This is a genomic window from Ruegeria sp. K3, from assembly GCF_056531845.1.
The window spans coordinates 312,617-327,568 of the sequence record NZ_JBQFMM010000001.1 but is presented as its reverse complement, the minus strand read 5'-3'; the positions used below and the strand labels follow the sequence as shown (position 1 = coordinate 327,568).

General features: G+C 57.3%; 12 protein-coding genes. 4 read left to right on the top strand and 8 right to left on the bottom strand.

Annotation, left to right across the window (positions count from 1 at the left end; genetic code table 11):
• A complete protein-coding gene (locus ACR0MP_RS01570) occupies positions 1-1,299 on the top strand; it encodes a 3-deoxy-D-manno-octulosonic acid transferase (protein WP_480885617.1) in 1,299 nt (432 codons plus the stop codon).
• A 74-nt stretch (positions 1,300-1,373) separates the two neighbouring features.
• Here the strand turns inward: ACR0MP_RS01570 and ACR0MP_RS01565 are convergent, their stop codons facing one another.
• The 5 genes from ACR0MP_RS01565 to ACR0MP_RS01545 are packed head-to-tail and all read right to left on the bottom strand — an operon-like array spanning position 1,374 to position 7,914.
• Positions 1,374-2,537: a M20 aminoacylase family protein gene (locus ACR0MP_RS01565; RefSeq protein WP_170404069.1), complete on the bottom strand. Its 1,164-nt coding sequence runs from the start codon at positions 2,535-2,537 to the stop codon at positions 1,374-1,376.
• A 17-nt stretch (positions 2,538-2,554) separates the two neighbouring features.
• Positions 2,555-3,718, bottom strand: coding sequence for a M20 aminoacylase family protein (locus tag ACR0MP_RS01560; protein WP_480885615.1), 1,164 nt, complete (start codon positions 3,716-3,718; stop codon positions 2,555-2,557).
• Positions 3,719-3,732: 14 nt separating this feature from the next.
• Positions 3,733-4,899 carry a M20 aminoacylase family protein gene (locus ACR0MP_RS01555; protein WP_170404073.1) on the bottom strand — a complete coding sequence of 389 codons (1,167 nt, stop codon included), beginning with the start codon at positions 4,897-4,899 and terminating at the stop codon, positions 3,733-3,735.
• 22 nt (positions 4,900-4,921) lie between these two features.
• Positions 4,922-6,088 (bottom strand): acetylornithine deacetylase, encoded by a 1,167-nt coding sequence (gene argE, locus ACR0MP_RS01550; protein WP_170404076.1) that lies wholly within the window; start codon positions 6,086-6,088, stop codon positions 4,922-4,924.
• A 5-nt stretch (positions 6,089-6,093) separates the two neighbouring features.
• Entirely contained in the window at positions 6,094-7,914 is a 1,821-nt protein-coding gene (locus ACR0MP_RS01545; RefSeq protein WP_170404079.1) for an ABC transporter ATP-binding protein, read from the bottom strand.
• Positions 7,915-8,199: 285 nt separating this feature from the next.
• Here ACR0MP_RS01545 and ACR0MP_RS01540 point away from each other — a divergent pair, with 285 nt between their 5' ends.
• From ACR0MP_RS01540 to ACR0MP_RS01530, 3 genes are all read left to right on the top strand, one after another.
• Positions 8,200-9,906 carry a peptide ABC transporter substrate-binding protein gene (locus tag ACR0MP_RS01540; RefSeq protein ID WP_480885612.1) on the top strand — a complete coding sequence of 569 codons (1,707 nt, stop codon included), beginning with the start codon at positions 8,200-8,202 and terminating at the stop codon, positions 9,904-9,906.
• A gap of 94 nt (positions 9,907-10,000) precedes the next feature.
• Positions 10,001-11,008, top strand: a complete 1,008-nt coding sequence (locus ACR0MP_RS01535; protein ID WP_170404089.1) for an ABC transporter permease — start codon at positions 10,001-10,003, stop codon at positions 11,006-11,008.
• Positions 11,001-11,981 carry an ABC transporter permease gene (locus ACR0MP_RS01530; RefSeq protein WP_170397109.1) on the top strand — a complete coding sequence of 327 codons (981 nt, stop codon included), beginning with the start codon at positions 11,001-11,003 and terminating at the stop codon, positions 11,979-11,981. The genes ACR0MP_RS01535 and ACR0MP_RS01530 overlap by 8 nt, the downstream gene beginning before the upstream one ends.
• A gap of 6 nt (positions 11,982-11,987) precedes the next feature.
• Here the strand turns inward: ACR0MP_RS01530 and ACR0MP_RS01525 are convergent, their stop codons facing one another.
• From ACR0MP_RS01525 to ACR0MP_RS01515, 3 genes are all read right to left on the bottom strand, one after another.
• Positions 11,988-13,124, bottom strand: a complete 1,137-nt coding sequence (locus ACR0MP_RS01525; RefSeq protein WP_170404093.1) for an MFS transporter — start codon at positions 13,122-13,124, stop codon at positions 11,988-11,990.
• A 69-nt stretch (positions 13,125-13,193) separates the two neighbouring features.
• The gene (locus ACR0MP_RS01520) at positions 13,194-14,471 is read right to left on the bottom strand and encodes a DUF3422 family protein (RefSeq protein ID WP_170404096.1); all 1,278 of its coding nucleotides are present in this window, start codon (positions 14,469-14,471) and stop codon (positions 13,194-13,196) included.
• 107 nt (positions 14,472-14,578) lie between these two features.
• Positions 14,579-14,935, bottom strand: coding sequence for a VOC family protein (locus ACR0MP_RS01515; RefSeq protein ID WP_170404099.1), 357 nt, complete (start codon positions 14,933-14,935; stop codon positions 14,579-14,581).
• Positions 14,936-14,952 lie beyond the last annotated feature (17 nt).

Here is a 14,952-nt window from a genome sequence, read left to right as displayed (position 1 = left end):
ATGCCCGATAGATCCGCGCAGCCGACGCTGCTGTACAAACTGTACTGCGGTCTCATATCTATTGCCGAACCCCTGATTTGGCGGAAAGTACGCAACAAACTGCACGCTGCGGGTGTTCCCGAAAGCCGCCAGCAAGAACGGCTTGGCCACGCCAGTTTGCCGCGCCCACATGGGCAGCTGATCTGGTTTCACGCGGCCAGTGTGGGTGAAAGCCTATCGGTTCTAAGCCTGATCAACCGTCTGGGGCAGCGCCTGCCGAATGCTGAGTTTCTCATCACCTCAGGCACCCCGACCTCGGCGACGTTGATTGCCAAGCGCTTACCTGCGCGGACGCGCCACCAGTATCCGCCATTGGACAGCGCCGCTCCGGTGCGCGAGTTTCTGGACCACTGGAAACCCGATGCAGGCATCTTTGTAGAAAGTGAAATCTGGCCCCGGCTGATCGTAGAGGCCGCCAATCGCGCCACGCCACTGGCGCTCTTGAATGCCCGGCTATCTGACAAATCAGTGGATAGTTGGAACAAGCGCCCGAACACGGCGCGCTTCATTCTGGATCATTTCAAGGTATTTCTGACCCAGAACGACAAAACCGCCGCTAATCTGATCGCAATTGGTGCCGACGCGGATCGCGTACAGCCCGGCACCAACCTCAAGGCCATGTCTGACCCGCTGCCCGTAAATCAGGATGTCCTGACCAAAACCCAAGCGCAGATAGATGGTCGCCCGCTATGGATTGCCAGTTCGACCCATGCAGGGGAAGAAGAAACGGTTCTGGCAGCCCACAAAGCGTTGCTACAGCGCTGGCCCGACCTGCTATTGCTGCTGATCCCTCGCCATCCGGAGCGTGGAGACGACGTTGCTAAATTGGTGAGTGATGCTGGTCTTTCGCATGCACGACGCAGCGCTGACCAACAGATAGCATCAGACATACAGGTCTATGTCGCGGATACATTGGGTGAAACTGGAACCTGGTACGCCCTCTGCCCCATCGTTTTCCTAGGGGGATCGCTGAAAGAGATCGGCGGCCATAACCCGTTTGAACCGGTTCAGGCGGGGGCTGCGGTGATCACCGGCCCTGGTTATTTCAATTTTGCCGAGACATTTGAGCCGCTCATCAAAACGGGCGGCGCCGTCCGGATCAACTCGGCCAACGCATTGTCAGATGCTGTCACCCTCTGGCTGTCGGACAAAGCCGAACTGCACACCGCTCGAATGGCAGCCGATGCCTGCGTGAAAACACAGAGTTCGGCGTTGGATGCGGTGATCGAAACGCTCTGCTCCCGCCTGTCTCTCGGCTGACAAAACACACCGATCCCTCGTCATCTGGCTAAAAATACCTCGGGGGTGTGGGGGCAGAGCCCCCACCCTTCCGATCAAGCAGCAGGCATCCGCTGCTCAACAATCTCGGCCCACCAACTACACCCGGCAGGAATGGCCTCGTCGTTGAAATTATACTCGGGATGATGAACCATGGCCGTATCGCCATTGCCCACCAGAATATAAGCCCCCGGACGCTCTTCGAGCATAAAGGCAAAATCCTCACCCCCCATGACAAGGGGCGCCTCGTCACAGCTGCCCGAGACCGATTTCGCCACCTCGGCCGCGAAATCGGTCTGCTCGTCACTGTTCACCATCACCGGATAGCCACGAATATAGGTCACATCCGCCGTGCCACCAAAGGTCGCTGCAACTCCTGCGCAAATCTCGTTGATCCGTTTCTCGGCAAGATCGCGCATCTCTTTGCTCATGGTGCGTACGGTGCCTTTGATCTGCACCGTTTGCGGGATCACGTTGAACGCCTTCGAAGAAGTCTCGAACGACGTCACCGATACCACCACCTGATCAATCGGATCAGCATTACGCGAGGCAATCGTCTGCAGCGCCAGAACCGCCTGCGCCGTCATCACGGTTGTATCCACGGTCTCCTGCGGTTTCGCGGCGTGGCCACCGCGTCCTTCAAAGGTGATGTCGAACTGATCGGTCGCGGCAAAGAACGAACCCGGACGGATCGAGAAACTGCCGACCGGACGGCCCGGCCAGTTGTGCATGCCGTAGACTTCCTGAATATTCCAGCGCGCCATCATGCCGTCTTCGCACATTTCGCGACCACCGCCGCCACCTTCTTCAGCGGGCTGGAAGATGACCACTACAGTGCCGTCAAAATTACGCGTTTCCGAAAGGTATTTCGCCGCCCCGAGCAGCATCGCCGTATGTCCATCATGGCCACAAGCATGCATCGCCCCATCGGTTTTCGAGGCGTAATTCAACCCCGTCGCCTCGTGAATCGGCAGCGCATCCATATCAGCACGCAGACCGATGACTTTGCCACTCGAGTCTGATTTGCCCTTGATCACACCGACAACCCCGGTGCGACCGATCCCGGTAACGACCTCGTCGCAGCCGAACTCTTTCAGTTTGTCCGCGACCAAAGCACTGGTGCGGTGGGTTTCAAACAGAATCTCGGGGTTTTCATGAATATCCCGTCGCCATTCGGTGATTTCGGCCTGCAATTCGGCAAAGCGGTTCTTAACTGGCATGTCTTCTCTCTCCTAATTCAAGCCGCCGGCATCCGGCGCTCGACCATTTCGGCAAACCATGAGCATCCCATCGGGATGATCTCATCGTTGAAATTGTATTCAGGGTGGTGCAGCCCAGCGCTGTCGCCATTGCCCAGCACGATGAAGGCCCCGGGGCGTTCTTCCAGCATGAACGAGAAATCCTCGCCCCCCATCACCATCGGCGCTTCATCACAGCTGCCACCTACGGAAATGGCGGCCTCAGCGGCAAATTCCGTCTGTTCTTCGGCGTTGATCGTCACCGGAACTCCACGCGTGTAGGAGACTTTGACAGTGCCACCGAAGGTTTCAGCAATACCCTCAGCCACCTCGCGTAGCCGCGTCTCGATCAGGTCGCGCATTTCGTTCGAATGCGTTCGTACAGTACCGCGCACCTGCGCCGATTGAGGGATCACATTGAACGCTTTGGATGAGGTCTCGACCGAAGTCACAGACAGAACCGCCTGTAAAATAGGGTCCGCGTTACGCGACACGATGGTCTGAAGTGCCACGATCAGTTGCGACAACATCACTGTAGTATCAATTGTTTCATGCGGTTTCGCCGCGTGGCCGCCTCGACCTTCCAGATGAATGTCGAACTCATCCGCAGCCGCCAGCAGCGGGCCAGACCGGATCGCGAACTGCCCCGTCGGCACACCTGGCACATTGTGCATGGCATAGACTTCCTGAATGCCGAACCGATCCATCAGACCGTCTTTGCACATCGCCTCGGCCCCATTGCCGCCTTCTTCCGCTGGTTGGAAAATCACAATGGCCGTGCCGTCGAAGTTCCGCGTCTCAGACAAGTATTTCGCCGCGCCCAACACCATCGCCGTATGGCCATCATGGCCACAGGCATGCATGGCGCCATCGGTTTTCGAGGCATAATCAAGGCCCGTCTGCTCCTGCATCGGAAGCGCGTCCATATCGGCACGCAGGCCGATCACACGACCCTGCGTGTCGGTCTTGCCCTTGATCACGCCAACAACACCGGTGCGGCCAATGCCCGTCACAACCTCATCGCAACCGAACTCTTTCAGCTTTTCAGCCACCAAGGCGCTGGTGCGGTGGGTGTCATAGAGGATCTCAGGATGTTGATGAATATCCCGCCGCCAACCGGTGATTTCTTCGTGCATTTCGGCAAGTCGGTTCTTGATTGGCATCTGATCCTCCCAAATCAGGCGACGGGTAATCGTCGTTCCACCAGCTCGGCAAACCAGCTGCAACCGGCGGGAATGGCGTCGTCGTCGAAGTTGTATTCCGGGTGATGGCACATGGCCGTGTCCCCGTTTCCGATAAAGATGTAGGCTCCGGGCCGTTCTTCAAGCATGTAAGCAAAATCTTCTGACGGCATGATTGGATCGGTGCTGTCATTGACCTTGCCTGCCACGGCCTGCGCGGCCTCAGCAGCATAGATGGTTTCATCGTCCGAATTCACCGTCACCGGATAGCCCGGTGTCCACGTCATCTTAGCCGAAGCTCCAAAGGCCGAGGCAGTGTCCTCGGCGATCCGGCGCACGCGTTCTTCAGCGACCTTTCGATATTCTGGGTCAAGTGTACGAACAGTTCCCCGCAACCGCACCGTATGGGCAATCACATTCGAGGCCACACTATCGGTTTCAAAGGTCCCGACGGTCAGCACCACCCTTTTGATAGGATCCACGGTACGCGACACCACTGATTGCAAAGCTACAACAATGTGCGACGCAATCAGCGTTGTATCCAGCGCCTCATGCGGGGCGGCAGCATGACCGCCTTTACCCGTTACAACAATTTCGAATTCATCCGAAGAAGCCAGCAATGCGCCTGGTCGAATGGCAAACTCACCAACCGGCATCCCGGGCATGTTGTGCATGCCGTAGACTTCCTGAATACCCCAGCGCTCCATCAGCCCGTCCTGACACATGGCCAGACCACCTGCCCCGCCTTCTTCGGCAGGCTGGAAAATCAACACAACGGTACCGTCAAAATTCCTCGTCTCAGCCAGATACTGCGCCGCGCCCAACAGCATCGAGGTATGACCGTCATGACCACAGGCATGCATCTTACCAGAAACCGTCGAAGCATAGTCCAGCCCCGTCGCCTCTTCTATGGGCAGCGCGTCCATGTCGGCACGCAGCCCGATAACACGGCCTAGCGTATCCTGACGTCCCTTGATGACGGCAACCACGCCAGTCTTGCCGATGCCGGGCGTGATGTCATCCACACCGAACTCCTTCAGTCGGTCGACCACAAACCCTGCCGTTTCCTCAACATCATACATCAGCTCGGGATGCATATGCAGGTGACGACGCCATTTGGTGATCTCGCCATGCATTTCGGCGAGCCGGTTCTTGACGGGCATCTTTAACCTCTCCTTTGAGATGTTATTCGCAGAGCCTCTTTACCAGACGCTCCATAAATTTTTGACCTGCGTTGAATTGAGAAATCGTAATGAACTCATTCGGCTGATGGGCCTGCGCGATATCACCTGGGCCGCAGATAACAGCGGAATAACCGGCTTCCTGAAACTGCCCCGCCTCAGTGCCATAGCTTACCACATGTGTCGCATTGTCACCGGTGAGCGCGCGCACCAGCGTCTCGGCCTCGCCATCTTCTTCAGGCACAAGACCTGGGATCGAAAAATGCTCGGACAGCTCGATCCGGGCGTCGGGATGAACCGCTTGCATCCGCGCCTCGACCTCACGAACCCTATCGAAATAGGCCTTCTGCCAGACCGATTTTTTATCGTCCGGAACGGTGCGGAAATCCATCATAAAGCGACAGTCTTTGGCGGTGATATTATGCGCGGTTCCGCCTTCAATCATTCCCACGTGGCAGGTTGTCCAAGGGGGGTCGAAGACCGCTGCAATATCCGAAGGTTGTGCCGCCATGCTCTCGGCATTGCGCTGGTTGGCCCAATTGATCAGCGGCGCGGCCTCCATAATTGCGTTGACACCCGTATGCATGATCGAGCTATGCACCTCAAAGCCAACGATATGAGTGTCATAGCCGAATCCGCCCTTATGGCCAGTAACGGCCTGCATCATCGAAGGTTCACCCACAATCACAGCCGAGCCCTTGGGTAATACGTCCTGCATGCGAGCGATCATTGGCGGCGCGCCGGTGCATCCGACCTCTTCATCAAAGCTCAGCGCCAGTTGAAGCGGACGTTTGATACCTGAATGATGTGCCTCGACCAAAGCCCAGATCGCCAGCGCGTCAAAGCCCTTCATGTCGCAGGTGCCACGCCCGAAATACTTGCCATCTTTCTCGGTCACGACAAATGGATCGGTGTCCCAAGGCTGGCCATCGATGGGAACAACATCAGTGTGACCTGATAGAACAATCGCGCCCTCTTCCCACGAGCCGACATGTGCGAACAGAGCCGCCTTATGCGGCTGATCCGGATCAGGCCAACGATGCGGTTCGATCCCGTGGCTTTGCAGATACGCCTCGACCCAATCCACCAACGGTAAATTCGTATCGCGACTGACAGTCGGGAATGAGATCAGCTTAGTCATGATCTCTAGCGGAGACAGGCGCTCAGCCATGAGGGTCAATATCCGCTGTCAGTGGTCAAAACAAAATGGCCCGGTTCAACCTCGTTGTATTGCGAGGGTTCGGGCGCGTATCCAATCGGATGAATTGGCGACGGAATCGGTTTGAAGTTCAAGTCTTTTTCCGACTTGCGCTTGTTCGGATCGGCTATCGGAACCGCCTTCATCAGCGCCTGCGTATAAGGGTGCTGTGGGTTCTCAAACACCCGAGCACGCGAACCCAGTTCGACAATGCGGCCCAGATACATCACACCGACATGGTGACTGACCCTCTCGACCACCGCCATGTCATGGCTGATGAACAGATAGCTTAGGCCAAGTTCCGATTGCAGCTCCATCATCAGATTCAGCACCTGCGCCTGAACCGAGACGTCCAGCGCCGAAACAGCCTCATCCGCGATGATTAGCTTGGGATTCAGCGCCAGTGCTCGCGCAATCGCAATCCGTTGCCGCTGACCACCCGACATCTCATGCGGGAAGCGGCGCATGAAGCTGCGCGGCAGTTGCACCTTGTCGAACAGTTGCGCTACCCGGTCCTGCAGTTCTGACCCCGAGGCAACCCCATAGTTCCGCATCGGTTCAGCGACCTGATCAACCAACTGCATCTGAGGGTTCAGCGAGGCGAACGGATCCTGAAAGATCATCTGCATGTCCAGCCGCGCTTTGCGCAGGCCGGCCTGGTCCAGCTTCATGATGTCGACACCGTCCAGATCAACCTCACCCGCCATCGGCTCCACCAATCGCAGGATCGAGCGCCCTGCCGACGACTTGCCACACCCAGATTCGCCAACGAGGCTGAGAGTCTGCCCCCGGTTCAGCGTGAACGAGACATCTTCGACTGCATGCACGTTCGAGATGGTCCGACGCAGCAATCCGCCTTTCACCGCAAATCGCGTGGTCAGGTTCTTGACCGTCAGCAACACTTCGTTCGTACCCGGGATCGGAGCGATCTTCTGGCCTTCCTCACCCAGCAGTTTCATTGGCTCGGGCGCGGCTTTACCCTGCATCTCGCCCAATTTCGGAACCGCCGCCAGCAACGCCTTGGTGTAATCGTGCTGCGGGTTTTCGAAGATTTCTTTGACGGTGCCTTCCTCGACCTTGTTGCCGCGGAACATAACCACCACGCGGTCCGCCATCTGCGCGACCACAGCCATGTCATGGGTGATAAACATTACTGCCGTTCCGGTCTCGCGCTTCAGGCGGTCCATCAGCGCCAGAATCTCGGCCTGGATGGTCACATCCAGCGCGGTGGTGGGCTCGTCCGCAATCAGCAGGCGAGGCTCACACGCCATGGCCATGGCGATCACCACACGCTGGCGCATGCCACCGGACAGTTCATGCGGATATTGCTTTAAACGTCGCTCGGGCTCGGGGATGCGCACCTGACGCAATAGTTCTAGCGCGCGCTCTTCGGCCTGCGCTTTGTTCATGTCCTTGTGGATTCGCAATCCTTCGGTGAGCTGCCGTCCGACGGTGAAAACCGGGTTCAAGGCCGTCATCGGCTCCTGAAAGATCATTCCGATCTCATTTCCGCGAATCTGCTTCATCAGATCTTGATCGGCGTGGGACAGATCCATTTCCTCGCCGCCGCGGCGATCGAAAAGCAGTTGTCCGCCAGCAATTTCACCGCCGCCGAACTCGACCAAGCGCATCAGCGATAGAGATGAGACTGATTTGCCCGACCCCGATTCGCCCACGATACAGACGGTTTCGCCTGGGTTAACCTCGAACGAGACGTCCTCGACGCCCACCACTGGGCCATCTTTAGTTTGAAATTCGACCCGCAGTTTTTTGATCTGGGCAATTGGCTGATCCAGCACGCGCGCTCTCCCCTTGGCGGCTTTTCGGATTGGGTGCCAAACGCTAAGGCGGGCAGATGTGAAAAGTCAAACCGATAGGTCAAATTTCGCAAGGCAAGGCTTGCAATTTTCCAAAACTCTGTTTCGATACGCCGCGTAACCGTTCTGGGGAGAGGTCTGAATACACGAAGGCGATACAGTCGTTTCCGTTTGATTCCAAATCCTTATCCCTTTTGACGGCCACGCCTAACCCGCGGGCATCGCGGAGATAATCGAGACACGTATGTGTCCAACATGGAGTGTATGATGAAAATCAAAACCCTTTTGCTTGGTGCGATTGCAAGCACGGCAATAGCCCCGATGGCCATGGCCGAGCGTGGATCGGACGGCAATGTCAGCATCATTTACTGGCAAGCCCCATCGATCCTGAACCCGTTCCTTTCGGGTGGCACCAAGGATGTGGAATCCGCGTCGCTAGTGATTGAGCCGCTCGCCCGGTACAATCAAGATGGCGAAATGGTTCCGTTCCTGGCATCCGAAATTCCGACAGTTGCAAATGGTGGCGTCAGCGAAGACCTGACCTCGATCACTTGGAAAATCGCGCCGGGAATCACCTGGTCAGACGGCACGCCATTCACCTCCGCTGATGTTGTGTTCACTGCAAACTATTGCATGGACCCAGAAGGCGGTTGTGCGCAGGTGACCAAATTTGAAGGTGTCACCAATGTCGAAGCTGTCGATGATCTGACCGTCAAAGTCACATTCGATGCGCCGACCCCGTTCCCTTACGGCCCGTTCGTGGGTGGTGAGAGCCCGATCATCCAGGCGGCACAGTTCGCGGATTGCATGGGAGCCAAAGCGCCCGAATGCACCGAGCAGAACTTTAACCCGATCGGCACAGGCCCATTTGTTGTCACCGAGTTCAAGCCAAATGACGTGATCACTTTCAAGGCCAATGATAACTACCGTGACCCGGCAAAGCCTGCGTTCGCAACGGTGACATTCAAAGGCGGTGGCGATGCAACTGCTGCTGGTCGTGCGGTCATGGAAACCGGCGAATTTGACTATGCCTGGAACTTGCAGCTTGCGCCTGAAGTGATCGCGCAGATGCAGGAAGGCGGCAAAGGTACTCCGGTCGCAGGCTTCGGCCCGCTGGTGGAACGCATCATGCTGAACCAGACCAACCCGTCGCCAGATCTGCCGGAGGGCGAGCGTTCGACTGCAAAGCATCCGCACCCGTTCCTGCAGGACCCTGCTGTTTACAAGGCCATGTCGCTGGCCATCGACCGGCCGCTGCTGGTTGAAATCGGCTACGGTCAGGCCGGTAAGGTTACCTGCAACTGGGTACCTGCGCCTGCCGCGGTGAATTCCGACACATTCAGCTGCGATACTCAGGATATAGAAGGTGCCAAGAAGCTTCTGGATGACGCGGGTATCGTTGATTCCGATGGCGATGGCATCCGTGAAAAAGACGGTGTACCGCTGAAGATTGTCTACCAGACCTCTACCAACGCAGTTCGCCAGGACTTCCAGGCGCTGATCAAAGAATGGTGGAGCCAAATCGGTATCGAAACTGAGCTGCGCAACATCAATGCTTCGGTCTTCTTTGGTGGTGATCCGGGTTCGCCTGACACCTTCCAGAAGTTCTATGCCGACGTTGAAATGTATGCCAACACCTTCAACGGCACTGACCCGCAGTCCTATCTGGGCAACGGCCTGTGCGACAAGGCACCCAAGCCTGAAAGCCAGTGGCAGGGCGAGAACATCAGCCGTTTCTGCAACGAAGAGTTCGACAAGCTGCATGGCAAACTGGCCGAAACCGCAGGTGCGGATGAGCGCGCTCAGATCGCGCGTCAGCTGAACGACATCATGGTTGAAAATGGCGGCATGATCCCGCTGGTGCACCGTGGTCGTCTGTCGGCACACGCCAACACGCTGGGTGGCGTTGTCCTGAACGTTTGGGACAGCGAGCTGTGGAACATTGCGGACTGGTACCGCAAGACCGGTTCCTAAGCGTTAATCTTGCAAAACCGCGCCCCGACCCATATCGGGGCGCGGTCATTTGCAGACCACTCCAACAAGAAGACGCATATAAAGGCGCCTCTTAATGCTCAACTTTACCATCAGACGACTGGTGCTGGCCGTTCCCACGCTACTGTTCATCAGCCTCGTCATCTTCCTGCTCCTCGAACTCGCACCCGGCGATCCGATGGCGCAGGTTCCACTTACCGTCCCCCCCGAAGTCAAAGAGAAGATGCGCGAGGCACTGGGCCTCGGTCAGCCGATGCATATCCGGTTCTGGAAATGGATCGTGCAGTTCTTCTGGATCGAACCGCAGGTTCTGGTCGACTCGATCTTTGGTACAACCTTCTCCGAAGGTGACCTGCGCGTGATTTCGTGGCAGACCCGCTCACCCGTCATGGACATCGTCGTTCAGCGCATCCCGCAGACCCTGTGGGTTGTTGGCACCGCTTATGTAGTCGCCATCCTGATCGCCCTGCCCATCGGTATCTATTCGGCCTATCGCCAGTATTCCTGGTTCGACCAAATGGGCACATTCGTGTCGATGGTCGGCTTCTCGGTACCGCCGTTCTTCTCGGGCGTATTGGTGATCGTGATCTTCTCAGTCCAGCTTGGGTGGTTCCCGTCGATCTATGACACTACCCATGCGGTCAACAGCTGGGACAGCTTTGTTGTACAGCTGAAACAGATGATCATGCCGGTCATGGTTCTGGCTCTGCAGATCACCGCGCAGCTCAGCCGATTCATGCGCGCCTCGATGCTGGACAACCTTAATCAGGATTATGTCCGCACCGCCCGCGCCAAGGGCCTCAGCGAATACACGGTCGTCATGGTCCACGTCCTGCGCAACTCGATGATCCCTGTGGTCACCGTTATCGCGCTGGGTATTCCGGCCATCTTCGGCGGAGCGATCATTACCGAGCAGGTGTTCAAAGTGAACGGCATCGGCCAGTTGCTGATCGGGGCTATTCAGGCCAATGACTTGCCGATGGTCCAAACCCTGACCTTCATATTTGCCGTGCTGATCGTCCTGTTCAATCTGATCGCCGACGTTCTCTATGGCATTCTGGACCCGAGGATTCGTTATGACTGATCATGATCGTACCGATACACTGGTCCCGGACGAAGGGCTTGCGCCCGCCTCGACAGCGCTGCCAACCACCGATGTGATGGAAGAACTGGCCACCCCACCGCGGAGCCAATGGCGCGATGTCTGGGATCAGTTCAAGACCCACAAAGGCGCGATGATCGGAGCGATTCTGTTCATCTTCATCGTCGCAGGCGTCTATCTGGGCCCATACTTATGGAGCATCGACCCTACTCAGATCGACATCCGTTCGCGCAATCAGGGCCCCAGTTGGGCGCATCCCTTTGGCACCGACCAGTTGGGCCGCGATATCCTAGCTCGCATGATGTCAGGCGGTCAGACATCGGTGTCAGTCGGCATCACCGCGATGCTGTTGGCGCTGTTTCTAGGCTCGTTCATCGGTGTTCTGGCCGGGTTTTTCAAACGGCTGGATGGCCCACTGATGCGCCTGACGGATCTGTTCTTGGCCTTGCCGTTGCTACCGCTGCTGCTGGTCATGATGCTGCTCTTCCGCGAGCCGCTATCTGCTGCCTTCGGGTTAGAGCGTGGAATCTTCATCCTGATCGTCTGCGCCATCGGCATCACCTCATGGATGCCCACAGCGCGGATCGTGCGCGGCGATGTGCTGGCGATCAAAGAGCGTGAGTTCGTTCTGGCCGCCCGGTCCATCGGCACCAGCAATGGCCAGATCATCACCCGGCACATCCTGCCGAATGTTCTGTCTCCGATCATGGTCTCGGCCACGCTGGGGATTGCAACTGCGATCATCACCGAAAGCGCGCTTTCCTTCCTCGGCCTCGGATTTCCGCCGGACTTCCCGACATGGGGTCGGCTGCTCTTCGATGGCGTCGACTATCTGCAGCAATACCCCGAGCGCGTGTTCTGGCCCGGACTGGCGATCTCACTAACCGTCCTCAGTGTAAATTATCTGGGTGACGGCCTGCGCGATGCGCTGGATCCACGTATTCGCGGACGTTAAGCGAACTTAGTCGGCGCGCTTCAGCGCGCCGGCCAATACGATGATCAGAACGGCCAGCGGTAAAAGAACTGCAAAGGCAAATCTCAGCGTCATCAACTCGGCCAGAAATCCGATCAGAGGCGGCCCAATCAATAAACCTCCGTATCCCAAAGTCGCGACGCTTGCGATCGCCTGTCCGGGCGGGACATGCGGGTCGTTGGCCGCGCGGCTAAAGGCCAGAGGCATGATTACCGCATAGCCCACTCCCATCAGAGCAAAACCCGCCAAAGCCAATCCTGCCCCTCCCGCCGATACCACGCCAAACACGCCCAGCGCGGCGCAAACGCCGCCAAATCGTGCTGTTGCAACAGGCCCGAAACGCGCGATCACCACCCCGCCCGCAAGCCGGAACGCAACCATCGTGACCGAGAAGACCGCATAGCCCAACGCCGCGATACTCTCAGCCGCACCGGTGACATCGCGCAGGAAGATCGCACTCCAATCCGCAACAGCCCCTTCGCCCAAAGCGCCGCACAGCGCTGTGAAACCCACAAGGATCAGGGCACCCGATGGCAAGGCGAACACCGATCCAGGTTTCGAAGCCGATCGTTTCGAAGTCCAGCGTACCCAAGACAAAACAAGCGCAAGCGCGACGACAACGCCACCCGCTAGCAGAAAATGTTGCAACACCGACAGCCCCATCTGTACGGCACCGTATCCGCTGAGCGCCCCCAGCCCGGCTCCAAGGCTCCACATCGCGTGAAAGGACGACATGACCGGCTTGTCATAGGCCTGTTCGACCTCTGCCGCCCAAGCGTTCATCGCAACATCCATCGAGCCATGGAAGGCTCCGAATACAAACAGAAACGCCGCAAGCGACCAGAACCCGCCGGCGAGAGCCAAAAGGATCAGGGAAGAGGTGTAGAGAACCGCGATCACCCGCGTGATCGCCACTGCCCCAAACTTGTCGGTCAAACGGCCTGTGATCGGAAACGAACACACGGCCCCTGCAGCCATGAACAGCAAACCAAGCCCTAGCGCCTCGTGCGTCAGATCCAGCCTGTCCCGAACCGCAGGTATGCGCGATGCCCAGATGCCGAACAGCGCACCGTTCAGGATAAACATGGCGGCCACAGCCCGCCACGCCGCAACAATACCGATCACAGGGAACCCTCATAAAATCTACCAAACGCCACCCGTTCTACAGATCATTCGTCGCCCGGCATAGACCGCTTATTCAATTCGCTTCCGGATCTGGCGCACCCCGAACCAAACGGCAAGGATGACAGGCACGGTCACAATTGCCGTCAGCATCCCTTTGCTAATCCCGGCCTGCGTCAGTGGGTAGAGCAAGTAGCTGACCAGAGACACCGCATAGTAGCTGATCGCCACCACAGATAATCCCTCGACTGTGTGCTGCAATCTAAGGGCCAGATCAGCACGCCGGTCCATGCTTTCCAGCAGAGCCTGATTTTGAGCGCTGCGTTCGACATCGACACGGGTACGCAACAGGTCGCCGGCGCGAATAGCCCTGTCGGACAAGGCCTGCAAACGTCGCTCTGTTGATTTAACCGTCCGCATCGCGGGGTCATAGCGACGCATCATGAAATCGGCAAAACTCTGACGTCCATTGAATCTTTGTTCACGCAACACTTCGATGCGCTGATTGACAATCGCCTCATAGGCACCCGTGGCGCCGAATCGAAAAGAACACCGTGCCGAAAGTGTCTCAAGCTCGATCGAGGTAGACAGAAGATCCGGCAACAATTCGTCCGGGTGGGCTGTTTCGTCGGACATCTGCCCCATCAGGCGGGTCAATTGACCATCCAGTTCGCCGATGCGCGGCATCAGTTGCTTGACCCTCGCAAATCCCAGCATCGACATTGCCTTGTAGGTCTCAATCTCGCACAGCCGCTGAACGATCCGCCCGGTCCGACGCCGCCCGGTGCCTTTCTTGACAAACATCGCAAGCCGCATATGCCCCGCCGGATCAATTCGGAAATCACAAGCGCAGATCGCAGCATCATCCAGCACCCGCGCCACCGCCAGGCTTTCCGGCTCGAACCACTGAGCCAGCGAAGCCTTTGCCGCCTCATCTCCCTCGTACTCGACAACGCGAATTAAGGCCGATGTCACGCGCTGCCCCGGGCTCGCCATCAACCAATCTGGAGGAAACACCTCAAAGTCTGCCGGATTGAATGCACGTTCACTGACGTTCGGAGTGATCGCGGTATAGGTCACAAACTCGGTATGTTGTTCCCATTTCAGCCAATGACGCCCGATCTGACCCGCGTAGTGAGTGGCTTCTGGCTGAGGGTGCTGCGCGCCGTGGCGATCCAGCAGATTGATCAGGTGGGCCATATCCTCGCCACGATCGCGCGTAACCGCTTCTTTGGGCTTCTTGATCGCCAGAAACACAACCGTGCTGGGTAAGGGTGCAACCGGAAATGGGCGTGCATGCAGTTCATTGGCCAGCGTATAGCGAAGCGGATGATTGTCTATGGGCGTCATGTAAGGCTCCGGTGTATCACCGGCACTATAAGGCAGACCGACACAACATCAATTGTTTATTTATTTCAATTACTTACAAGGATACAACGGTATACAATACCGCTATCTTATTGATTCGGCTCCCATAGCTCGATGGGATTGCCTTCAGGATCGTGGATGCGGGCGAATTTCCCGACCTCGCTGTCCCACTCCGGGTTCGTCTCGACGGTGATTCCGGCGATCTTTAATTGGTCGATCAACGCGCTCAGGTCATCGACACGAAAATTGATCATCCATTGCTGCTCGGAGCGGCCGAAATACTCGGTGTCCTGCGCAAAGGGTGCGAACACCGTATATCCTTCCCGCTGCTTCCAGGGCACAGGATCGTAGTGATTGACGCCCAAATGCTTCTCATACCAAGCACTCAACGCCTGCGGATCACGGGCCCGAAAGAATATCCCGCCAATTCCATTTACCTTCTGCATGGTCTGCCTCCTACTAT